Source organism: Salipiger bermudensis, from assembly GCF_020171625.1.
GTDB lineage: Bacteria > Pseudomonadota > Alphaproteobacteria > Rhodobacterales > Rhodobacteraceae > Salipiger > Salipiger bermudensis_B.
The window spans coordinates 104,972-127,381 of the sequence record NZ_JAIUZY010000008.1 but is presented as its reverse complement, the minus strand read 5'-3'; the positions used below and the strand labels follow the sequence as shown (position 1 = coordinate 127,381).

The window sequence follows — 22,410 nt, the reverse complement described above, 5'->3', positions numbered from 1 at the left end:
CTCAGGCCCCGCTCGTGCCGCCGGCGCCACCCGAGCCGCCGGGGCGCGACGGGCGGAAGGTCACCGATTGCGGCTGCCCCTGAGGCGCGTGCGACAGCTTGGTCAGGGTCCGGTTCAGCGCCGCGAGATCGGTGCGCAGCTCGGCCATGCTCTCCTGCCGGCCGGCGGCGACCTCCTCGAGCAGGCGCAGCATCTGCACGTCGATCGAGCGCAGGCGCATCCGGCTTTCGGCATCCAGCCCCTCGGAGGTCTCGCGCTCGGCCAGCACCTCGGCCAGCCGCTCCTGCCCCTCGGCGATGCGGGCCAGCGAGTTCGCAGACGGCGCCGTGGCCTCGAGCCGCTCGGTCATCCGCTCGACGGAATCCGCCAGCTGCCCGAGCCGCGCGTCGACCTCGTTCTGGCCCTCCTGCGCGCGAGAGAACATCAGCGTGAGCCGCTCCATCTGGTCGGTCATCTGGTCAAGCACCTGCTCGACGATGCCTGTGTCGCCGGCCTGTTCGCCGTCGCTCGAGAAGCTGAGCTTGGTGATCGTGCTGAGCCATTCCTCGAGCTCACGGTAGAACCGGTTCTGGCCATGCCCGGCGAACAGCTCGAGCAGCCCCACGATCAGCGAGCCGGCAAGGCCCAGCAGCGAGGAGGCGAAGGCCACGCCCATGCCGCCAAGCTGGCTTTCCAGCCCCGACATCAGGCGGGTGAAGACCTCCATATTGGTCTCGCCCTCGCTGGGCGCGAGGCTGCGGATCGTGTCGACCAGCGCCGGCACCGTGGTGGCGAGGCCGTAGAAGGTGCCGAGCAGGCCAAGGAAGATCAGGAGCGAGACCAGATAGCGGGTGATCTCGCGCGCCTCGTCGATCCGCGTGGCGACCGAGTCGAGGATCGAGCGGGTCGAGCTGGTGGTGATCTGCAGCCGGCGGTCGCGGCGGCGCAGCAGGGCGGCGAGCGGCGCCAGCAGGCGCGGCGGCTGGTTGCCGGCATCGCGGTCGGTGACGAACTGCTCGATCCAGCGCACCGACTGGATCAGCTGCGCCACCTGCAGGAAACAGGCGATCACCCCGAGGAAGAACACGAAGATGATGAAGCCGTTGAGCCAAGGGTTGGCCTCGATCACCGGCAGCACCCGTGGCAGCGCCACGAAGCCGCCGGCCCCGCACAGCCCGAGCACCGCCAGCATCATGGCGATCTGGCGGAACGGCTGGCTGAAATGCGGTTCTGCCTCGAAATCGGCCTTGTGCATCTAAGTCCCTGACGGAGTAATTCGCGTTGGCCCGACCCTATTGCGGGGGCCGCATCAAGCCAAGCCGTTATCCACAAGCTGCCGCACACGGTCCCGCAACCAGTGCAGTTCCGCATCGGGTATGCCCAGTTCGTCGAGATGCGCGGCGGTGTTGTAGAGGTATTCGGTGTTCGGACCGCGTCCGCCCACGGCGCGCGCGATGATGCCCGCCTGCTCCTCGAGCGGCAGGCCGCCGCAATATTGCACGTGGGCGGCATCGATCACGTAGGTCACCGCCTCGACCCGGCGGCCGTCCTGCAGATCGACGTCGAGCCGCTTCTCGAGATAGGCCGACGAGATCAGCTCGCGCTCGCGCAGGTAGGCGAGGGTCGCCTCCTCGGTGCCCTCGGCGGCCCGCAGGGCCAGCCCCTCGCAGAGCGCGCCGGGCTGTTCGTCGAGCGCCAGAACGAGGCCGGGCTCGGCCTCGCTGCCGCGATGGTGGATCGAGCGCATGCAGAAGCTGCGGTGATAGTCGGGCAGGCTGGCCTGCGCCGCCTCCGCCACCTCGAAGCCGGGGTTCCACAAGAGCGAGCCGTAGCCGAAGACCCATAGCGCCATGGTTCTGGTCCTTTCCTTTGGCGGGCTGTAAACACCATCGGGCGTGTCCGGAAAAGGGGGAGCTGCGGTGAAACGTCTGACACTGGTGGTGATCGCGGCGGCGCTGGCCTGGTCGGCCTTCTGGGGCTGGTCGGCCTGGATGCAGCGCAGCGCCATAGAGGCGTGGTTCGACGCGCAGCGCGCGGACGGCTGGGCGGCCTCCTACGAGGATCTGGCGGTGCGCGGCTTTCCCAACCGGCTCGACACCACGTTCACCGGGCTACTGCTGGCCGACCCCGAGACCGAAACCGTCTGGGAGGCGCCTGTCCTGCAGGTGCTTCAGGTGGTCTACAACCCCAACCACATCATCGTGGCCTTTCCCGAGACACAGGTCCTGACACGCGACGGCGCGCGGCACGAGGTCACCTCCGAGGGCTTGCGCGCCAGCCTCGTGCGCGACGGCGAGCTGCTGGTGCGCGCCAATGCCGAGGCCGCGCTGCTCAACATCTCGGGCGAGGCGCCGCTGGCGCTGCGCGACCTGACCGCCGCGATCGGCCGCACCGAGGACAGCGACCGCCGCTACCGCATTGCCGTCAATGCCGAGGGCATCGCCACCGGCGGTGCCGCCCTGCCCGGCGGCAGCGAGGACGGTCTGGAGCTCGAGGCACAGGTGACGCTGGCCGAGCCTCTGTCGCTCGGCGCCGCCGGCGAGCCCCGGCCGACGCGGATCGAGATCGCCCGCGCCGAGATCGGCAAGGACGCGCTGCGCATCGCCGCCGCCGGCGAGATGGATGTGGACGAGGACGGCTATCCCGAGGGCGAGCTCTCCCTGCGGGTGGAGAACGTGGCCGAGGCCATCGAGACCGAGCGCCGCGCCGGGCGCGTGCCCGAGGAGCTACTGGCGCTGATCGAGGGCGGTACCCAACTGCTCGCCGGGCTGTCCGGGCGGCGCGACACGATCGACGTCACCTTCGAGTTCCGCGACCGCCGGACCTGGCTCGGCATCCTGCCGCTCGGCGCCGCCCCGCAAATGCACTGAGCTCGGCACCCAAGAAAATTCGTCCGAATTTTCTTCTCCCGCCCGCCGCGAAGAGGAATTTTCGCCGAAAATTCCTTGCACCCGTGCGACCGGCATCACCCTTGCGCCGGGCGCCAATCCCGGGAACAGTGGCGCCATGAGTGACAGCCTTTCCCGGCGGATCGAGGCCAAGCGCGACGAGCTGATCGCGCTGACGCAGGCGCTGATCCGCATCCCGACCCTGAACCCGCCCGGCGAGAACTACCGCGCGATTTGCGATGCCCTGAAGACCCGGCTCGCCGCCCGCGGCTTAGCCTGCGAGCTGGTCCGAGCCGAGGGCGCGCCCGGCGACAGCGCGCGCTTCCCGCGCTGGAACCTCGTCGCCCGCCACGAGGGCACCCGCCCCGGCGACTGCGTGCATTTCAACTCGCATCACGACGTGGTCGAGGTCGGCCACGGCTGGACCCGCGACCCGTTCGGCGCGGAGCTCGACGGCGACCGCATCTTCGGGCGCGGCGCGTGTGACATGAAGGGCGGCCTTGCTGCCTCGGTGATCGCCGCCGAGGCTTTCATCGAGGCCCATCCCGACTATGCCGGCGCCATCGAGATCAGCGCCACGGCGGACGAGGAATCCGGCGGCTATGGCGGCGTGGCCTACCTAGCGGAAAAAGGCTGGTTCGCACCCGAGCGGGTGCAGCACGTGATCATTCCCGAGCCGCTCAACAAGGACCGCATCTGCCTCGGCCACCGCGGCGGCTGGTGGGCCGAGATCGAGACCAAGGGCGAGATCGCCCACGGCTCCATGCCCTTCCTCGGCGACTGCGCGGTGCGCCACATGGGTGCGGTGCTGGCCGCCTTCGAGGAACGGCTGTTCCCGGCGATGGCGGCGCGGCACACCGAGATGCCGGTGGTGCCCGAAGGCGCCCGGCAGTCGACGATGAACATCAACGCGATCCACGGCGGCCAGCCCGAAAATCCGCCGGAGTTCGACGGGCTGCCGGCCCATTGCGTTCCGGACAGCTGCCGTATCGTGATCGACCGGCGTTTCCTCATCGAGGAGACCGCCGACGGGGTGCGCGACGAGGTGGTGGCGCTGCTCGAGGACCTTAAGGCGCGGCGCGAGAACTTCGACTACGAACTGCGCGAGCTCAACCGCGTCATCCCCTCGATGACCGACCGCGACGCACCGGTGGTGACAACGGTGACCGAGGCGATCCGCGAGGAACTGGGCACCGAGGCGACCTACGTCGCCTCGCCCGGCAGCTACGACCAGAAGCACATCGACCGGATCGGCAAGCTGAGGAACTGCATCGCCTATGGCCCCGGGGTGCTGGAACTGGCGCACAAGCCCGACGAATGGATCGGCGTCACCGACATGCTCGACAGCGCGCGGGTGATGGGGCGGAGCCTCGAGCGGTTGTTGTTGCCGAAATAGCCCTGTTCAACCGTCTGCCGCCTCAGCCGGGCCGTCCACTGGACGCCCCGCCGCTTGTCAGCGGTTCGCTCCCGCCCTCCGGGCCGGCGCCTGCCGGCGCTTCCGGGAGCCGGGCCGTCCACTGGACGCCCCGCCGCTTGTCAGCGGTTCGCTCCCGCCCTCCGGGCCGGCGCCTGCCGGCGCTTCCGGGAGCCGGGCCGTCCACTGGACGCCCCGCCGCTTGTCAGCGGTTCGCGCCCGCCCTCCGGGCCGGCGCCTGCCGGCGCTTCCGGGAGCCGGGCCGTCCACTGGACGCCCCGCCGCTTGTCAGCGGTTCGCTCCCGGAACCCACAAGACATCTGCCTTGCCGTCGTCATTGGCGATACGCGAGGCGACGAAGAACCAGTCGCTGAGGCGGTTGAGGTATTTCACCGCGTGCTCGTTCACCTCCTCGACCGAGGCCAGCTCCACCGCGCGGCGTTCGGCGCGGCGGGCCACGGTGCGGCACTGGTGCAGATGCGCGGAGACCGCCGACCCACCCGGCAGAACGAAGCTGCGCAAGGGCTCGAGCCGGGCGTTCATCGCGTCGATTTCTTCCTCGAGCCGGTCCACCTGCCGCGCCACCATGCGCAGCACCGGGTAACCGGCCTCGGCGTCCTTGGCCACGTCGGGCCGGCCCAGATCGGCGCCGAGATCGAACAGGTCGTTCTGGATCCGCGACAGAGCCGCGTCGAGATCGGCATCGGCGTGCAGCCGCGTCACCCCCAGCACCGCGTTCAGCTCGTCCGCGGTGCCATAGGCCTCGACCCGGGCGTTGAACTTGGGCACGCGGGTGCCGTCGACCAGCGCGGTGTCGCCCTTGTCGCCGGTGCGGGTGTAGATCTTGCTCAGAACGACCATGCTCAGCTTCCTCCGCGGATCAGCACGAACAGGATGATCAGCACCACCGCGAGGAACTGCGCGATGATGCGCCAGCGCATCGCCTTGTTCGCGTATTTCTTGTTGAACTCGCCGCCCCGGGCGAAGGTGCCGATGCCGAACAACAGGATACCGACCACCACAAGCATGGCGATGGCCATCACGATGAACAGGGGATCGTCTTTCATTGGCAGCTCCTCCGCGGCTTTGTGCGAGACATAGCCGGTCGGGCGGAAAAAGCGAACCGGTTATCGGGCGCGGTCGATCAGCGCATCGAGCGCACGGGTCGGCAGGAGACGCCGCAGGCGTCCCATCAGATGGGTCGGGAAAGTCACGTAATAGCGCGGCTTCGGCCGGGGGTGCTCAAGCGCGTGGGCAAGCTTCTCCGTCACCGCAGAGGGCGGCAGTTCGAACCGGTCCTTCGAGGGCGCGGCATAGAGCCGCTTGAGCAGAGAGGCCTCGTATTGCTTCGACCGGGGCGAGGCGCGCCAGTCGATCCAGGTTTCGAAATGCGGCACGGAGTTCGCCCGAATGCGGGAGGTGATCGGGCCGGGTTCGATGAGGATCACCTTGATCGGCGTGTCGCGCATCTCGATCCGCAGCACATCCGTCATCCCCTCAAGCGCGAACTTGGTCGAGACATAGGCCCCGCGCCACGGCATCGGCACCAGCCCCAGGACCGAGGAGCAGTTGATGATGCGGCCGTGGCCCTGCGCGCGCATGACCGGGATCACCGCGCGAGTCAGCGTGTGCCAGCCAAAGACGTTGGCCTCGAAGATCTCGCGCAGCGCGCCGGTCGGAAGATCCTCAAGCGCGCCGGGCACCGCATGGGCGCCATTGTTGTAGAGCGCATCGAGCGCGCCGCCGGTCGCCTCGAGCACCTCGCCGAGGGCGCGATGGATGCTCGCCTCGTCACCGTAATCGAGCTGCGGGCTCTCGAACCCCTCGTCGCGGAGCCTGTCGCAGTCATGTTCCTGACGGCAGGAGGCGAAAACCCTCCAGCCGCGGGCGCGCAAGCCGTGGGCGGCGTCGTAGCCGATGCCCGAGGAACATCCGGTGATGAGGATCGTCTTGCCGGTCATGCGCGCCCTTTCCTGCTGCGGGCCGGGTAAGCCAAGCCCTGCGGCAGATCAAGCGTCGCTCAGTCGGCGGCGTCGAGGAAACGGGCGGACATCCATCCAATCCGCTTGGTCTCGAGCGCCTGCAGCTTCACCCAGCCGTCACCCGGATCGGTCAACACCTTGACCTCTTCGCCACGGCGAAGCTGGTTGACCACCGAGTAGCCGGTGCCGGGACCGTTGCGAACATTGACGACATTGCCGGTCACCAGACGCAGATCCATCGCCGCATCCGCAGCCTCGGGCTGTTCCTGAGCCGCGCCGCCGAACACGACCCGCTGGACGACGGCGTTCGAAGACGAAGTCGCGACCACCGCATCGGTGCGGGTATCGAGCGCAGCCACTTCAACGGCCTTCTCAGGCGCCACGGCGGCCTTCGGCTTCCCAGCGGCGGCCGCGAGCGTCACGTCGAGTTTCGGCGCGATGACATCGGAGTCCGCAGACCCCGTGGATGCGCCGGCCACCTTTGCAACGGAGGTCAGATCGGCACCGCTGAGATCGGCCCGCGCCACCTGCGGAGCGGCCGCGTCGGCAGATGTGGCGCCACTATCGTCCGGAAAGCTCAGCGAAGGCAGGCCTGCGGTCTGCGTGCCGGGTTCGAAATCCGCGCCGCCGGACATCTGGTACCACGCCAGCGAGAGAAATCCGAAGGTCGAGACGATGAGAACGAACCGGATCATGACGAACGGCCCCCCTTGCAAAACTGATCATAAAAAGAGTCAATAAATGTGGCACGCGACGCCGGTGCGGATGGCACCATCATAGCAGATTTCCGACGCGTACGAGCGCCAGAGCCGGAAAATTTTCGCCGCGCGGTCGCGGACGGCTTTACCGCCCCGCGCTCGGCAGATATTTCAGCATCTATGAATGACATCGTCGATGACCCCAATATGAACCCCCGTGACGTGGCCGAGCCTCTGCGCCGCGCCATCGGCGACCGCTACCTGACCTATGCGCTGTCGACGATTATGAACCGCGCCCTCCCGGATGCCCGGGACGGGCTCAAGCCCGTTCATCGTCGTATCCTATATGCAATGCGCAGACTGCGTTTGAGTTCCAACGGGGGCTTCCTGAAGTCCGCGAAAATCTCGGGCGACACCATGGGGGACTTCCACCCGCATGGCGACGCGGCGATCTACGACGCCATGGCGCGACTCGCGCAGGATTTCACCATCCGCTACCCGCTGGTCGACGGTCAGGGCAACTTCGGCAATATCGACGGCGACAACCCGGCGGCCTCGCGCTACACCGAGGCGCGCATGACGATCATGGCCGAGGCGCTGCTCGACGGGCTCGACGAGAACTCGGTCGATTTCCGCCCCAACTACGATGGTCGCCTCGAAGAGCCGTCGGTGCTCCCGGCGTCCTACCCGAACCTGCTCGCCAATGGCTCGAGCGGCATCGCGGTGGGCATGGCGACCAACATCCCGCCGCACAATATCGGCGAGCTGATCGACGCCTGTCTGCATCTCATCAAGGCGCCCGGCGCCGGCGACGACACGCTGCTGCAATACGTGCCCGGCCCCGATTTCCCCACCGGCGGGGTGATCGTCGAGCCGCGTGACAACATCGCACAGGCCTATCGCACCGGGCGTGGCTCGATCCGCCTGCGCGCCAAGTGGGAGGTCGAGGACCTTGGCCGCGGCCAGTGGCAGGCGGTGGTCACCGAGATCCCCTACCAGGTGCAGAAGTCCAAGCTGGTCGAGCGGCTCGCCGAGCTGATCCAGACCAAGAAGGTGCCGATCCTCGCCGATATCCGCGACGAGAGCGCTGAGGACATTCGCATGGTGCTGGAGCCGAAGTCGAAGAACGTCGACCCGGACCTGCTGATGAACATGCTGTTCAAGAACAGCGACCTCGAGACCCGCTTCTCGCTCAACATGAATGTGCTGATCGACGGCGTGACGCCCAAGGTCTGCTCGCTCAAGGAAGTCCTGCGCGCCTTCCTCGACTTCCGCCGCGACGTGCTGTGCCGGCGTGCCCGGCACCGCATGGCCAAGATCGACAACCGGCTCGAGGTGCTCGAAGGCCTGATCATCGCCTTCCTCAACCTCGACCGCGTGATCGACATCATCCGCTACGACGACGATCCCAAGGCGGCGCTGATGTACGAGGACTGGTCGAAGCCGCATCAGGCGACGATCGCCCGCGCCACCGACGAGCGCGACTACCGCTCGCCGCTCGCGGGCATCGACGTGAAGGCGCTCGAACTGCGCGCCGATCCCGAGGCCGAGGCTCGTGGCGTACTTGCCGCCGAAGGCACGCCGACGCAGATCCCGCAGCGCTTTGGCGGCCGGTCCGAGGGCCTCTCGGACGTTCAGGCCGAGGCCATCCTCAACATGCGCCTGCGCAGCCTGCGCCGGCTCGAGGAGCTCGAGCTGGTCAACGAGCGCGACAAGCTGATGGAAGAGCGCGCCGGTCTCGAGGACCTGCTCGCCAGCGAAGACCTGCAGTGGAAGCGCGTCTCCGAGCAGCTTCGTGAGGTCAAAAAGGCCTTCGCCAAGGATCTCGACCGCGGCGCCCGCCTGACCACCTTTGCCGAGGCCGGGGAGGTCGAGGAGGTGCCGCTCGAGGCGATGATCGAGCGCGAGCCGATCACCGTGGTGTGCAGCCAGATGGGCTGGATCCGCGCCATGACCGGCCATATCGACCTCAACCGCGAACTGAAGTTCAAGGATGGCGACGGCCCGCGCTTCATCTTCCACGCCGAGACCACCGACAAACTTCTGGTCGTGGGATCGAACGGGCGCTTCTACACCCTGTCGGCGGCCAACCTGCCCGGCGGGCGCGGCATGGGCGAGCCGGTGCGCCTCATGGTCGACCTGCCCAACGAGGCCGAGATCCACGACCTCTTCGTGCACACCCCCGGACGCAAGCTGCTGGTGGCCTCCTCGGCCGGCGACGGCTTCATCGTGCCCGAAAACGACGTGGTGGCGCAGACCCGCAGCGGCAAGCAGGTGCTCAACGTCAAGGACGGCGTCAAGACGCAGGTCTGCAAGCCGGTCACCGGCGATGCGGTGGCCGTGGTCGGCGAGAACCGCAAGGTGCTGGTCTTCATGCTCGACGAGCTGCCCGAAATGGGCCGCGGCAAGGGCGTTCGGCTGCAGAAGTACAAGGATGGCGGGCTCTCGGATGCCACCACCTTCACGCTGGCTCTCGGCCTGAGCTGGAAGGATCCGGCCGGCCGCACCCGCACCGAGGCCGCGCTCGACGAGTGGATCGGCAAGCGCGCCGGCTCGGGCCGGATGGCGCCGCGCGGCTTCCCCCGCGACAACACCTTCACCTGATCGAAGACCGCCCTGCCCCCGCCGATTTCTGCGCGGGGGCAGCGCGTGCAGCGTGCCTGCACATTACGAAGACAGAAAGATTTTAGCATGAATGACGGCAATTTTGGCCAAGGCGAATATACCGGTGACGGCAAGGCACTGTTCTGGCTGGCGCTGCGCACCGGGTGTCTGACCCTGCTCACCCTCGGGATCTACCGGTTCTGGGGCAAGACGCGGATCCGCCGCTACATCTGGTCTTCTGCCCGGCTCGAGGGCTCGCGGTTCGAGTATACCGGCACCGGTCTCGAGATGTTCCTCGGCTTCCTGCTCGCGGTGGTGTTCCTCGCGGTCTATCTCGGCCTGATCCAGATCCTGCTGTTCTGGTTCGGCCTGACGATCCTTGCCGAGCCGCAGACCCCCGGGCAGGCACTCTTGCAGATGGCCGGTTTCTCGCTGTCGGCGGTGGCGGTGCTGCCGTTCATCTTCTTCGCGATCTATCGCGCACGGCGCTACAAGATGGCCCGCACCCGCTGGCGTGGCATCCGCTTCGGCATGGAGAAGGCCGCTTGGGGCTATGCGTTCAGGGCGATGGGATACTGGGCGCTCACCCTGCTCTCGCTCGGGCTGCTGACGCCGCTGATGACCTTCCGGCTCGAGAAATACATGACCGACCGAAGCTGGTTCGGCACCGCGCGCTTCGTGCAGCAGGGTCGCTGGACGGCGCTCTACGGCTGTATGTGGCATATCTTGAACGGGCTGGCGCTTTTCGCCTGCGGCGCGCTCAGCCTCGTGCTGGACACGCCGATGCTGGCGGTGCTGCTGCTGCCGGTGGGCGCGGTGTGGCTCGTGATCGGGGTGATCTCGTACCAGGTGCAGAGCTTCGCCTACCTGTCGCGCCACAAGGTTCTGGGCGGCACCGTCGCCTTCGAGGCGTCCCCCCGCACCCGCACGGTGATCGGCACCTACCTGCTGGGCGCCCTTCTGCTGGGTCTCGGCCTCTCCGTCGTCACCGGGGTCCTCGGTGGCATCGCGGCCTTCCTGCTCTTCGGGCGCGACATCGACCCCACCGGTGGCGGCCTGCAGCCCGCGATGATCCCGCCGGTGCTGATTACGGTTGCCGGCTACCTCCTGACGCTGATCGCGGCGCGTGCCGGTGCACTGGCGCTGATCACCCAGCCCATTCTGAAGCACTACGTGACCACGCTCGGCGTCACCAACCTCCCGGCGCTGGCCGAGATCCGTCAGCGCGCTGCCGATACCGGTGCTGACGCCGAGGGCTTTGCCGACGCGCTCGACATCGGCGGGGCGATCTGAGCGCCATGCAGGGCGCGGCGCATCTCTACGACGGCCAGTCGGCGACGCGACACCCGGTTCAGGTGGTGCTGTCCCGCGAACGGCAGGCGCTGGTCATCACCGGCGCAGGCCACGCGGCGCCGCTGGTCTGGCCGCTGCAGGACCTGCGCGAGCTGCACGACCACGCCGATGAGGGCCAGCTGATCCTGACCCGCCATCTCGAGACCGGGGACGAATCGCTGCGCGACCCCGCCCGGCTGGTGATCGAGGATCCCGAGATGGCCGCGTGGCTGCGCCGCACCCGGCCCCGCCTCGCCCGCCGCGATCTGCGCGCCGGCACGTGGCGGCGCATCGGGCTGCGGGCCGGCGGGGCGCTGGCGGCAGTCCTGCTGATGATCTTCGTCATCCTGCCGGCGCTCGCGGGGACCCTGTCGCGGCTGATCCCGATGGAGAAGGAGATTGCCTTCGGGCGTGACGTGAAGGCCCAGATCGAGCGCGTCTTCGGTGCCACCGAGGCCGGGGAGCTCGACTGTTCCGGCCCCGATGGCTTGGCGGCGCTCGACCGGATGGTCGCGCGGCTGACCGAGGGACAGGAGATCGGCTACCCGCTCGAGGTGAGCGTCATCGACCACGAGATGATGAACGCCTTCGCGATGCCCGGCGGCCAGATCGTGGTGATGCGCGGCCTGCTCGAGGGCGCCGACGGGCCCGATATGGTGGCCGCCGTGCTGGCCCACGAGATCGGCCACGTGGTGCATCGCGACCCGACCCGCAACGCCCTGCGCACCGCGGGCTCGGTCGGACTTTTGGGACTCCTCTTCGGCGATTTCAGCGGCGGCGCGGCGATGGTCTTTCTGGGCGAGCGCATGATCAGCGCGAGCTACAGCCGGAACGCCGAGGCCAAGGCCGATGCCTTCGCCTTCGACATGCTGCGCAGCGCGGGGCTGCCCCCCTCGGCGCTTGGCGACATGTTCGAGCGGTTTCGGCAGAAATTCGGCGATGACGACGGCCCGGGGGCGCATTTCGCCTCCCACCCGCGACTCAGCGACCGCATCGCGGCCGCCGGCGCGGCCTCGACCGGCGACTCACCTCACCGCCCCGCCCTGAGCCCGCAGGACTGGCGCGCGCTGCAGGACATTTGCGACATTCGCGCCAACACACGGGACAGCGACTGACACGGAGCTGTTTTCAAAGCCCTAGCCACCCGGTTTCGGCGAAAAACGCGGCGTCTGTTAGGGCCAACATGTCGTTTTAGACCTGTTTCCATCGCGTCCTCTTCGCTATCACACCCTGTGAGACAGTTTCCAAGTCGCGCCTGACGCGACACACTCAAGGGAGATACCGCCGATGAAGGTGCTTGTGCCTGTGAAGCGTGTGATCGACTACAACGTGAAGGTTCGTGTCAAAGCGGACGGAAGCGGCGTCGATCTGGCCAACGTGAAGATGTCGATGAACCCGTTCGACGAGATCGCCGTGGAAGAGGCGATCCGCCTCAAGGAGGCCGGCAAGGCCGAGGAAGTGATCGTTGTCTCCGTCGGCGTCAAGCAGGCGCAGGAGACCCTGCGCACCGGTCTCGCCATGGGGGCCGACCGCGCCATCCTGGTGACCGCCGCCGACGATGTGCACGAGGATATCGAGCCGCTGGCCGTGGCCAAGCTGCTGGCCGCCATCGTCAAGGAAGAAGAGCCGGGTCTGGTGATCTGCGGCAAGCAGGCCATCGACAACGACCTCAACGCCACCGGCCAGATGCTGGCGGCGCTGACCGGCTACGCACAGGCGACCAACGCCAACTCCCTCGAGGTGGACGGCGACGCCGCCACCGTGGCGCGCGAGGTCGACGGCGGCCTGCAGACCATCAAGGTCAAGCTGCCCGCCATCGTCACCACCGACCTGCGTCTCAACGAGCCGCGCTACGCTTCGCTGCCCAACATCATGAAGGCAAAGAAGAAGCCGCTCGAAGAGAAGACCCCCGCCGATTACGGCGTCGACGTGTCGCCGCGGCTCGAGATCGTCAAGACCGACGAACCGGCCGAACGCGCTGCGGGCGTCATGGTCGGCTCGGTCGACGAGCTGGTCGAGAAACTCAAGGAAAAGGGTGCGATCTGATGGCTGTTCTTCTTATTGCAGAAATCAATGACGGCACGCTGGCCATGGACGCCACCGCCAAGACCGTGGCAGCCGCCGCGCCGCTGGGCGACGTGACCGTGCTGGCCGTGGGCGCCACCGCCAAGGATGCCGCCGCAGAGGCCGCCACCATCGAGGGTGTGTCCAAGGTTCTGGTGGCCGAGGATGCCCTCTACGGCCACCGCCTGGCAGAGCCCACCGCGGCGCTGATCGTGTCACTCGCGGGCGATTACAGCCACATCGTGGCCCCGGCGACCACCGACGCCAAGAACATCCTGCCCCGCGTTGCGGCGCTGCTGGACGTGATGGTGCTGACCGATGTCACCGCAGTCGTCGATGGCGACACGTTCGAGCGCCCGGTCTATGCCGGCAACGCCGTGCAGACGGTCAAATCGAAGGACGAGAAGAAGGTCATCACCTTCCGCACGTCGACCTTCGACGCCGCCGGCACCGGCGGCTCGGCCTCGGTCGAGGACATCGCCGCGGCCGAAGACCCGGCGCTGTCGGAATGGGTCGCGGACAAGATGGCCGAGAGCGATCGTCCCGAGCTGACCTCGGCCAAGATCGTCGTCTCCGGCGGTCGTGGCGTGGGCTCGGAAGAGGATTTCGCGATCATCGAGAAGCTCGCAGACAAGCTCGGCGCCGCCGTCGGGGCCTCGCGCGCCGCGGTCGACTCGGGCTTTGCCCCGAACGACTGGCAGGTGGGCCAGACCGGCAAGGTCGTGGCACCGGATCTCTACATCGCCTGCGGCATCTCGGGCGCGATCCAGCACCTCGCAGGGATGAAGGACAGCAAGATCATCGTCGCGATCAACAAGGACGAAGAGGCACCGATCTTCCAGGTCGCCGATTACAGCCTCGTCGCCGACCTGTTCGAAGCGGTGCCCGAGTTGACCGACAAGGTCTGAGCCGCACCCCGGACCACAGCATCAGGCCCGCCGGAAACGGCGGGCCTTTCTCGTTTCAAGGCACTCGGGCCCGTGCAAAGACGCAGGGGCAGTGTGCGATCGCGGCCGTTGCCGCGACGCAGCAACATGTTAGCTATCCAGCCAAATCCCATGCTGGAAAGGACTGACACCATGGCACTGAAGCTCAAGATCGTCACCTCAAGCACGCGCCCGGGCCGCATCGGTCCGATCGTCAGCAACTGGACCGCCGAGCAGGCGAAGGCCCAGGGCAAGTTCGATGTCGAGATCGTCGACCTCGACTCGTTCGACCTGCCGCTGCTCGATGAGCCGAACCACCCGGCGATGCAGGACTACCAGCACGAGCACACCAAGAAATGGAGCGCCGCCATCGCCGATGCCGACGCGTTCATCTTCGTGACCCCGGAATACAACTACTTCCCGCCCGCCGCGATCGTGAACGGCATCCAAGCGCTGGTGCTGGAATGGGCACGCAAGCCCGCCGGCGTCGTCTCCTACGGCGGCATCTCGGGCGGCATGCGCGGTGCACAGGAACTGCGCGCGCTGCTGGCCAACATGAACGTCATGCCGCTCAAGCAGGTGGTGCCGATCCCGATGGTCTTCGGCGACATCACCGAAGAGCAGACCCTGAGCCCGAACGAAGAAGTGCAGAAGGGCGCCGCCGGCCTCCTCGACGAGCTTCACGTCTGGGCCGAGGCACTCAAGCCGACCCGCGGCTGAGCCTAACAGACATCACGACAAAGAACGCGCGCCGGAGAGATCCGGCGCCCGTTTCGCTTTACCACATCTCACCGGATGCTCAGCTCGAGACCTGCTCGCGAAGGATCGAGGCGGTGAGCGAGATCATCAGGTAGATGCCCGAGAAGATCAGAAAGGCGAGGATGGTGTTCTCGAAGCTGCGCGGGTAGCTCGGATCCTCGGACGCCACCGGCACCACCGAGGTGGTCAGATAGCGCGCTTGGCTGTCGGCATCGCGGCGCGCCTGTTCGAGGCGCTCCAGCGCCGATTGCAGCATCAGGTCGCGGGTCGCCAGATCGGCCTCGGCAAGCTGCACCTGCACCGCGATCTCGGCCAGCGAGTTCTCTCCCGTGGTGGCGGTGGTCATCTGCGTGTTGAGGTCGGCCAGCAGGTTCTCAAGCCGGCGCACCTCGCCCTCGGCGCCCTGCACGCGGGCCGAGTTGGGCCGAGCGTTGTCGAGCTGGGCCTGCAGCGCGAGCTCCTTTTCCTGCAACTGGATCTCGATATTGTTGATCTGGCTGCGCAGGGCTGCGATGCGCCCCTGCGGGTCGATCACCGCGCCCTCCTGCTGCATCCGCACGAGCTTCTCCTGCGCCGCGGCACGGGCCTGCTCGGCCTCGGCAAGGCCCGCTTCGGCATCGGTCACCGCGTTCGACCGCTTGCGCAGCGACAGGTTGTCGACCCGCTCCTCGGCGTATCCGATCAGCGCGCGGCTGAACCGGGCGGCGGTTTCGGGATCTGCGGCCATGATCTCCATCTTCAGAACGCCTTCGGTCGGGTCGTAGCCGATCTCGATATTGCGCTTGTAGAGCTTGTAGGCTTCCTCGTTCGAGGCGCCGGGGTCGAGCCGCTGGATCGGGTCGATCCAGTCCTGCTCGTAATGCGCCTTGAAGCCCTCGTCCCCGTCGAGCCGCAGCATGGCATCCTTCGAGAGCAGGTAGCTCTGCACCGCGATGGCGTCCTGATTGGTGGCGAACTGGGTGCCCGAGAACAGGCTGCCCATCGAAGAGCCCCCGTTCTCGGCCTTGAGGATGAGGAACTCCGACTTCGTGGCGTACATCGGCGTGGCGACGACGTAGAAGTAATACCCCGCGATCAGCGTCGGCAGCATGACGAAAAAGGCCAGCCGGGTCAGCAGCAGCATCAACCGCTTGCGACGCCGCGCGGCAAGCTCGCGCTGGATCTTAAAGATCTCGGCGGCGCGACGCTCGGCCGGGCTCGCGGTTTCGGTCGAGGGCAGCTGGATCCGGTTGCCGCCGGCGGGAACGGTCTGCGGCAGTTGCACCTTGCCATCCGGGCGCGGCGCGGGCGGCTGAGCCGGGGCCGTGCCGGCGGGCGGAAGTGCCCCTGCCCCACCAGCGCCGCCGGCCTCCGGCACCACCAGTTCGAGCATGTTGGCGCGCTGGAACGGATCGATGCCGCGGGCGCGGAGTAGGCGCACCGCGTCCAAATCCGAGGTCGGGGCGAGCCCGTGCTTCTGCGCCACCCGCCGGGCCATGCGCAACTGGCGCCCGGTCAGCTCCTCGCGGCGGATCGCGTCGATATCGGCATCGCCTGCGCCCTGAGCTGGCGCGCGGGCCTCGTCCGCGCGGGACGTGGGCGCCTCCTGCGAGGGCGAGAATTGCGGACGCGGCGCCTCCGACGAGGGCGGCACCGATGCAGCCCGCGTGCGCTGCGACAACGCGCTGGCCGGCTCCGCCGCGCTCCGGGGCGGCTGAGCGACGTCCTTCGGGCCGCGGGCCTCTCCGCCTGCGGGAGAGACGGCGGTACTACGGCGGACGCGGAATTTTCTAGCCTTGGGTTTCGTAGTCATAGAGCTGCTTCGCTTCTTCCAAGGTTTCAAACATATGCAGTTTGCCGTCCATCAGCACGGCCGCTTTGCGCGCGAACTTCTCGAGGATCTGCGGCTGGTGCGAGACGATGATGATCGTCGTGGTGCGCAGCCGCTCGGCCAGGATATCGCCCGCCTTGCGATTGAATTCGACATCTGTGGAGTTCGGCATCCCCTCGTCGATCAGGTAGATGTCGAAGTCGAGCGCCAGCATCAGCGAAAAGGTGAACCGCGACCGCATCCCGCTGGAATAGGTGCCGATCGGCTGGTCGAAATACTCGCCCAGCCCGCAGAGCCAGCGGCAGAAGCTCTCGACGTAATCGGGATCAATGCCATACATGCGCGCGATGAAGCGGGCGTTCTCGCGCGCCGAGATCTTCGACACCACCCCGCCCATGAAGCCCAGCGGAAACGACACCCGGCAGTTCTGCCGGATCTCGCCCTCATCGGGTTTCTCGAGACCGGCCATCATGCGGATGAGGGTGGTCTTGCCGGTGCCGTTGGGAGCGAGGATGCCGAGAGACTGGCCGAGCTCCACCCGGAACGACACGCGGTCAAGGATCACCTTGCGCTGCACGCCGGTCCAAAAGGACTTACTGACCATATCAAACTCTAACATCACCGTGCCTCGGCTCACCGGCGCCACTCTTTGCACCGTTGGCGCATTAATCATGCCCTAGGTGCAAAATCAGGTGATAGTATGTCCCGAATGGGAAACAAAGAACAATCCACCGCCGAGATAGCGCGTGGATTGTCCTCAGTTCAGGCGCCCTCACCCATGCCATGAAGGCGCGCGCGTGACTCCGCCTCAGGCGTAGGCGCCCCAGAGCAGCCCGGCGATCATCGCCCCCAGAATGGCGTAGCCCAGGTAGGCCACGAAGACCCGCGGCTTGACCAGTGCCCAGACCGCGACCGCGGCGGGAATGCAGCTCACTCCGCCGGCAACCACGAAGCTCATCGCCGCCCCCGGTGCCATGCCCTGTGTCAGCAGCGCGTCGACCAGCGGCACCGCGGCATAGCCGTTGAGATAGGCCGGCGCCCCGACGAAGGCTCCGAGCAGCACCGGCCCGATCCCCGACCCGCCGAGCAGGGTCGCGATCATCTCGGCGGGGATATGGCGCAGCATCACCGCCTCGAGCAGGTAGGCCAGCAGCAACCACTTGAGCAGGAAGACAAGGTTCGTCGCGGCCTCGGTGCGGAAGGTCTCGCGGCGCCCGGCCTCGTTCCAGAAGCGCCAGACCGGCTTGCCCTGGAACGGCTTCTTGACGCCGCAGCAGCCGCCGACCTGCGGCTTCTCGCGCAGCGGATCGGCAAAGACCGGGCTGTTCTTGAGCACCATCGTTCCGACACCGCCCAGAAGGCCGATGCCCACCGCCGCCAGCGTCTTGCCGATGGCAAAATCCCAGCCCAGCGTGCCCGAGGTGATCAGGAACATCGCCGGGTCCATCAGCGGCGAGGCCAGCCAGAACGCCATCACGGCACTCAGCGGTGCCCCCACCGCCAGCAGCGCCGCGATGAACGGGATCACCTGGCAGGAGCAGAAGGGCGAGAGCCCGCCCAGCAGCGCCGCCAGCACGATCATCCGGGTCTCGCGCCCCTCGAAGGCGCGCGACAGCAGCGTCTCGGCCCCGGCGGCCTTCACATAGGCCACCGCCAGCACCGCGAAGAGGATGAACGGCGCGGTGCCCAGAAGCGCCTCACCCGCGAAGGTCGCGGTTGGCCAGAGCTGCGCCGGCTCTGCCAGCGCGACGCCCGCAAGGACCATGGCGCTCGCGGCCCACGCCTTGTCGATCTTTGGCAGGCGGCGTGTGGGGGTGGTGGTGTCAGCCATGATGGTGCTCCGTGTCGCCGCAATCGGCGCAGCATTGGGTGAGAAGGAAATCCGACAGCGCCCGGACCTCGCCATAGGCGGCGGCGGCGCAGATGATGCTGCGCCCCTCGCGGGCCTGTTGCACCAGCCCGGCCTGGGTCAGGATGCGCAGGTGATGCGTCAGCGTGGAGCCGGTGACCCCGGCCCGCTGGCCAAGCTCCCCGATGCTGAGCCCCGCAGGCCCGGAGCGCACCAGCACCTTCAGCACGTTGAGCCGCTGCTCGGACCCGAGGGCGGCGAATTTCGAGGCAGCGACTTCGAGCGCCATCTCTTCGGTGCGGAGCGATGAGGTATCTGTTTTCATATTTCTAGAGTTATCGAAATTACTGAGTCGGGCAAGTTTTATTTCGAGAATTTTAGAAATATGGCGGGGCTGGCCTCCCGACCCTCCGCGCCCTAGCTCAGGGGCATGACCGAGTCCCTCCCCGCCCTCGCCGACGAGTTGTCGCGCTGCCGACTCTGCGCCGAACGGTTCGCCGCCACCGCCACCCGGCATTCGCCGCGCCCGGTGGTCTGGTTCGCCCCCGGCGCCCGTCTTCTGATCGCCAGCCAGGCACCCGGAATGCGCGCCCACAACGCCGCCCGCCCCTTCGACGACCCCTCCGGCGTCCGGCTGCGGGCGTGGCTCGGGCTGGACGAGGCCACCTTCTGGGACCGCTCGCGCGTGGCCATCATGCCGATGGCGTTCTGCTTTCCGGGCTACGACGCGCAGGGGGGCGACCTGCCGCCGCCGCCGATCTGCCGCCACACCTGGCATGACCGCCTGTTCGCGGCGCTCGGCGAGGTCCGTCTGCGGCTCTATATCGGCGGCTACGCCCACCGCTACCATCTGGGCGTGAAGACCGGCGTGACCGAGACGGTGCGCAACTGGCGCGACCATCTTCCCGACGCTATCCCCTTGCCGCACCCGTCCTGGCGCAATACGGCATGGTTGAAACGCAACCCGTGGTTCGAGGACGAGCTGCTGCCCGTTCTGCGCGCCCGTGTCCGCGAGGTGATGGAATGACCGAAACGACCCCGCTCGACGCCGCCCACGCGGCGATGGAGGCCGCGCCGCTGGATGATGCCGCGCGCCTGCGCTTCTACGAACGGCTCGCCGACAGCGAGCTGTTCCTCCTGCTGACCAAGGAAGCCGAGGGCGACCAGATCGAGCCCGAGCTGTTCGAGCTCGCCGATGCCAGCTTCGTGCTGGTCTTCGACCGCGAGGAGCGGCTGTCGCAGTTCGTCGGCCAGCCGGTGCCCTACGCCGCGCTCTCGGGGCGCAACGTGGCCGCGATGCTGGCCGGTCAGGGCATCGGTCTGGCGGTCAATCTCGAGGTCGCGCCGTCCTCGATCCTGCTGCCGCCACAGGCGGTGGACTGGCTCTCGGAGACGCTGGGCCACGGCCCGCAGGAGGCCGAGGCCGGGATCGAGGAGGTCACCGCGCCGGGCGGCCTGCCCGAGGTTCTGATCACCGCGCTCGACACCAAGCTTGCCACCGCCGCCGGGCTGGCGCGCTGCGCTTGGCTTGCGGGCGTGCACTACGCCGATGGCAGCCGCAGCCATCTTCTGGCCTTCGGCGGGGCCACCCCCGGCGCCGAGGACGCTCTGGCCCGTGCGGTGAACGAGGCGCTGGTGTTCTCCGGCATCGAGGCCGGGTCTCTGGATGTGAGCTTCGTGCGCGATGACGAGCCGCTGGCGGCGCTGCTGGCCCGGGTCGGCCTGCGCTTCGACCTGCCCGAGCTGCACGAACCGCAGCGCGCCGAGCGCGCCGCGCCCGGCTCCGACCCGGACAGCCCGCCGATCCTGCGCTAGAGCCCCAGCTCGCCGCGCAGCGTCGGCAGCGTGTCTCCCGGCGCGGGCGTCGCCTCCCAGACCGCGCGGGCGATGGCCCGGGCGAGGCAGACGCTGGCGGCGTGGCCGATCTGCGCCAGTTGCAGCGCCGGCGCCTCCAGCGCGCGACGCCCCGTGGCGGCCGAGAACACGAGATCGCCGTCCATCGGCGTGTGCGCGGGTACGATGGCCCGGGCGATGCCGTCATGCGCCGCCACCGCGACGCGGTGACACTGTGCCTTGTCGAGGGCCGCATCGGTCGCCACCACCGCGATGGTGGTGTTGCCCTGCGCCGCCATCGCCGCGCTCTTGCGGCTCTGCGGCAGCGCCGCGCCGCTGGTCGGGTCGACGCCCAGCGCGCCGAACTCGCCGTCGATCTCGTGCGGCGCGGCCCAGAAATGCCGCCCCGAGGGCGTGGTGACGCTGCCCAGCGGGTTCACCGCGACAAGTGCCCCTACCGTGACGCCATCCTCGAGCACGAGGCTCGCAGAGCCCAGCCCGCCCTTGTGCATAGCGGTCTGCGCCCCGCAGCCCGCCCCGACGCTGCCAAGCGCAAAGCGCGGACCGGCCGCCGCCAGCGCGGTGCGCCCGAGCGCCGGGTACGGGTTCACGCCCCAGTCCTTGTCGCCGCCATTAAGCAGATCGAAGAGGATCGCCGCCGGCACCAGCGGCACCCGCGCCGAGAGCACCTCGAACCCGCGCCCGGCCTCGTGCAGCATATCCATCACGCCCTGCGCCGCCGCCAGCCCGAAGGCGCTGCCCCCGGACAGCACCAGCGCATCCACCCCCGGCGCCGACTTGTCCGGCGCCAGCAGATCGGTCTCGCGCGTGCCGGGCGCCCCGCCCATCACCGCCACCGAGGCCACGAAGGGCGCCTCCGCGGTGACCACGCTGACACCCGATTTCAGGGCCGCATCCTCGGCATGGCCGACCCGCAGCCCCTCGACATCGGTGATCAGGTTTCTCTCGCCCGGCCGCATCGCGCCCCTCCCTTGCTCTCCGCCACCCTCGCCAACCGCCACTCCAGGCGCAATCCCCCACCCTTCTCTGGTTCAAAAATACCTCGGGGAAGGACGCGCGCAGCGCGGCCGGGGGCAGCGCCCCCAAGCGCCCTGCGCATCACAAAAGGGCCGACATCAGACCGGACTCCCGAGACCAGCCAGCCCCTACCCATCTCTTCGTCAAAAACCACTTGGGGAGGACGCGCGCAGTGCCCCAAAACCCCGGCGTGTCACAGAGCGCCCGACCTCAGGTCCGGACGACCAGCCAGCCCACCCCCGCCCTTCTCTTCGTCAAAAATACTCCGGGGGAGGACGCGCGAAGTGCAAACGGGGGCAGCGCCCCCACCCGGCCCGGCGCATCACACAGGGCCCGGCCTCAGGTCCATACGACCAAGACCAGCCCAACCCAGCCCTTCTCTTCGTCAAAAATACTCCGGGGGAGGACGCGCGAAGTGCGGACGGGGGCAGCGCCCCCAGCCCCCTCTCCGCTCGCGCACCGCTATGACACCCGCGACCGCATTCCTAGATGCAGCGCCCGCCATCCACTTCCATGCAGACCCCGGTGACCATCGACGCCTCGTCCGAACACAGGAACAGCGCCGCATTGGCCAGATCCTCCGGCGTCGAGAACCGCCCGATGGGAATGGTGGAGAGGAACTTGGCCCGCATCTCGGGCGTATCCTCGCCCATGAAGCGCGCCAGCAGCGGCGTGTCGCCCGCCACCGGGTTCAGCGCGTTGACCCGCACCCCCGCCGGCGCCAGCTCGATCGCCATCGCCTTGGTGGCGGTGTTCATCCAGCCCTTCGAGGCGTTGTACCAGTTGAGCCGTGGTCGCGGCGAGACGCCCGCGGTCGAGGCCACGTTCAGGATCGCGCCCGCGCCCAGCTCCTTCATGTGCCCCACCAGCGCCCGCGCCGTGAGGTAGACCGACTTGCAGTTCACCGCGAAGACGCGGTCGAAATCCGCCTCCGAGACCTCCTCCATCGGCGCCGGCAGGTGAGTGATGCCGGCGTTGTTCACGAGGATGTCGACCCGACCCATCTCGGCCATTGCGCGGGCGACCATCTCCTCCACGCTGTCGCCATCCGCGACGTCGACGCGCTGCGCGATGCCACCGCAGGCCGCCGCCACGCGCTCGGCGCCTTCTGCGTTGATATCGGCCACCATCACCTGCGCGCCCTCGGCCGCGAAGCGCGTGGCGATGCCCTCGCCAAAGCCCGATCCGGCGCCCGTCACGATGGCGCGTTTGCCTTCAAGTCTCATGTCCTGTC

At 68.1% G+C, this 22,410-nt stretch carries 22 protein-coding genes; 10 read left to right on the top strand and 12 right to left on the bottom strand.

The annotated features are described in order from the left end of the window. Position 1: 1 nt before the first annotated feature. Complete coding sequence (locus LCM15_RS15300) at positions 2-1,234, bottom strand: biopolymer transporter ExbB (RefSeq protein ID WP_224857914.1); 1,233 nt, start codon at positions 1,232-1,234, stop codon at positions 2-4. Between the two features lie 54 nt (positions 1,235-1,288). Next, positions 1,289-1,831, bottom strand: a complete 543-nt coding sequence (locus LCM15_RS15295) for a gamma-glutamylcyclotransferase (protein WP_224857913.1) — start codon at positions 1,829-1,831, stop codon at positions 1,289-1,291. A 67-nt stretch (positions 1,832-1,898) separates the two neighbouring features. Here LCM15_RS15295 and LCM15_RS15290 point away from each other — a divergent pair, with 67 nt between their 5' ends. Beyond that, positions 1,899-2,849 (top strand): DUF2125 domain-containing protein, encoded by a 951-nt coding sequence (locus tag LCM15_RS15290; protein WP_224857911.1) that lies wholly within the window; start codon positions 1,899-1,901, stop codon positions 2,847-2,849. 136 nt (positions 2,850-2,985) lie between these two features. Further along, positions 2,986-4,263 carry an acetylornithine deacetylase/succinyl-diaminopimelate desuccinylase family protein gene (locus LCM15_RS15285; protein WP_224857909.1) on the top strand — a complete coding sequence of 426 codons (1,278 nt, stop codon included), beginning with the start codon at positions 2,986-2,988 and terminating at the stop codon, positions 4,261-4,263. Positions 4,264-4,569: 306 nt separating this feature from the next. On the opposite strand, the gene LCM15_RS15280 is transcribed toward LCM15_RS15285, so the two are convergent. Genes LCM15_RS15280 through LCM15_RS15265 form a run of 4 tightly spaced genes read right to left on the bottom strand, consistent with a single transcriptional unit; the run spans position 4,570 to position 6,958 of the window. Further along, complete coding sequence (locus tag LCM15_RS15280) at positions 4,570-5,142, bottom strand: cob(I)yrinic acid a,c-diamide adenosyltransferase (RefSeq protein ID WP_224857907.1); 573 nt, start codon at positions 5,140-5,142, stop codon at positions 4,570-4,572. Between the two features lie 2 nt (positions 5,143-5,144). After that, complete coding sequence (locus LCM15_RS15275; RefSeq protein ID WP_224857905.1) at positions 5,145-5,348, bottom strand: twin transmembrane helix small protein; 204 nt, start codon at positions 5,346-5,348, stop codon at positions 5,145-5,147. Between the two features lie 60 nt (positions 5,349-5,408). Further along, on the bottom strand, positions 5,409-6,242 hold the full coding sequence (locus LCM15_RS15270) for an SDR family NAD(P)-dependent oxidoreductase (protein ID WP_224857903.1): 834 nt from the start codon (positions 6,240-6,242) through the stop codon (positions 5,409-5,411). Positions 6,243-6,301: 59 nt separating this feature from the next. Continuing rightward, positions 6,302-6,958: an SH3 domain-containing protein gene (locus LCM15_RS15265; protein WP_224857901.1), complete on the bottom strand. Its 657-nt coding sequence runs from the start codon at positions 6,956-6,958 to the stop codon at positions 6,302-6,304. Between the two features lie 183 nt (positions 6,959-7,141). Between LCM15_RS15265 and LCM15_RS15260 the strand changes: the two genes are divergently transcribed. The 6 genes from LCM15_RS15260 to LCM15_RS15235 all read left to right on the top strand — a co-directional run bounded on the left by LCM15_RS15260 (position 7,142) and on the right by LCM15_RS15235 (position 14,607). Continuing rightward, entirely contained in the window at positions 7,142-9,565 is a 2,424-nt protein-coding gene (locus LCM15_RS15260; protein ID WP_224857899.1) for a DNA topoisomerase IV subunit A, read from the top strand. Between the two features lie 87 nt (positions 9,566-9,652). Further along, complete coding sequence (locus tag LCM15_RS15255; protein WP_224857897.1) at positions 9,653-10,858, top strand: DUF898 domain-containing protein; 1,206 nt, start codon at positions 9,653-9,655, stop codon at positions 10,856-10,858. Positions 10,859-10,863: 5 nt separating this feature from the next. Beyond that, positions 10,864-12,012 (top strand): M48 family metallopeptidase, encoded by a 1,149-nt coding sequence (locus tag LCM15_RS15250; RefSeq protein ID WP_224857895.1) that lies wholly within the window; start codon positions 10,864-10,866, stop codon positions 12,010-12,012. Between the two features lie 172 nt (positions 12,013-12,184). Beyond that, positions 12,185-12,943, top strand: a complete 759-nt coding sequence (locus LCM15_RS15245) for an electron transfer flavoprotein subunit beta/FixA family protein (protein WP_224857893.1) — start codon at positions 12,185-12,187, stop codon at positions 12,941-12,943. After that, positions 12,943-13,869, top strand: a complete 927-nt coding sequence (locus LCM15_RS15240) for an electron transfer flavoprotein subunit alpha/FixB family protein (protein WP_224857891.1) — start codon at positions 12,943-12,945, stop codon at positions 13,867-13,869. The genes LCM15_RS15245 and LCM15_RS15240 overlap by 1 nt, the downstream gene beginning before the upstream one ends. 171 nt (positions 13,870-14,040) lie before the next feature. Next, the gene (locus tag LCM15_RS15235) at positions 14,041-14,607 is read left to right on the top strand and encodes an NADPH-dependent FMN reductase (RefSeq protein WP_224857889.1); all 567 of its coding nucleotides are present in this window, start codon (positions 14,041-14,043) and stop codon (positions 14,605-14,607) included. Positions 14,608-14,686: 79 nt separating this feature from the next. On the opposite strand, the gene LCM15_RS15230 is transcribed toward LCM15_RS15235, so the two are convergent. From LCM15_RS15230 to LCM15_RS15215, 4 genes are all read right to left on the bottom strand, one after another. Continuing rightward, on the bottom strand, positions 14,687-16,438 hold the full coding sequence (locus tag LCM15_RS15230) for a capsule biosynthesis protein (RefSeq protein ID WP_224857887.1): 1,752 nt from the start codon (positions 16,436-16,438) through the stop codon (positions 14,687-14,689). Then, entirely contained in the window at positions 16,416-17,075 is a 660-nt protein-coding gene (locus LCM15_RS15225; protein ID WP_007793709.1) for an ABC transporter ATP-binding protein, read from the bottom strand. Before LCM15_RS15225 ends, LCM15_RS15230 begins: the two co-directional genes overlap by 23 nt. Before the next feature lie 189 nt (positions 17,076-17,264). Continuing rightward, a complete protein-coding gene (locus LCM15_RS15220) occupies positions 17,265-18,287 on the bottom strand; it encodes a permease (RefSeq protein WP_224857885.1) in 1,023 nt (340 codons plus the stop codon). Further along, complete coding sequence (locus tag LCM15_RS15215; protein WP_224857883.1) at positions 18,280-18,630, bottom strand: ArsR/SmtB family transcription factor; 351 nt, start codon at positions 18,628-18,630, stop codon at positions 18,280-18,282. Before LCM15_RS15215 ends, LCM15_RS15220 begins: the two co-directional genes overlap by 8 nt. A gap of 105 nt (positions 18,631-18,735) precedes the next feature. Here LCM15_RS15215 and LCM15_RS15210 point away from each other — a divergent pair, with 105 nt between their 5' ends. Together LCM15_RS15210 and LCM15_RS15205 are read left to right on the top strand one after the other, a co-directional pair. Next, positions 18,736-19,332, top strand: a complete 597-nt coding sequence (locus LCM15_RS15210; RefSeq protein WP_224857881.1) for a uracil-DNA glycosylase family protein — start codon at positions 18,736-18,738, stop codon at positions 19,330-19,332. Continuing rightward, positions 19,329-20,120 (top strand): SseB family protein, encoded by a 792-nt coding sequence (locus tag LCM15_RS15205; RefSeq protein WP_224857879.1) that lies wholly within the window; start codon positions 19,329-19,331, stop codon positions 20,118-20,120. The genes LCM15_RS15210 and LCM15_RS15205 overlap by 4 nt, the downstream gene beginning before the upstream one ends. On the opposite strand, the gene LCM15_RS15200 is transcribed toward LCM15_RS15205, so the two are convergent. Further along, positions 20,117-21,118, bottom strand: a complete 1,002-nt coding sequence (locus LCM15_RS15200) for a P1 family peptidase (protein ID WP_224857877.1) — start codon at positions 21,116-21,118, stop codon at positions 20,117-20,119. The genes LCM15_RS15205 and LCM15_RS15200 overlap by 4 nt on opposite strands. A gap of 543 nt (positions 21,119-21,661) precedes the next feature. After that, a complete protein-coding gene (locus LCM15_RS15195) occupies positions 21,662-22,402 on the bottom strand; it encodes an SDR family oxidoreductase (protein WP_224857875.1) in 741 nt (246 codons plus the stop codon). Between the last annotated feature and the right edge of the window lie 8 nt (positions 22,403-22,410).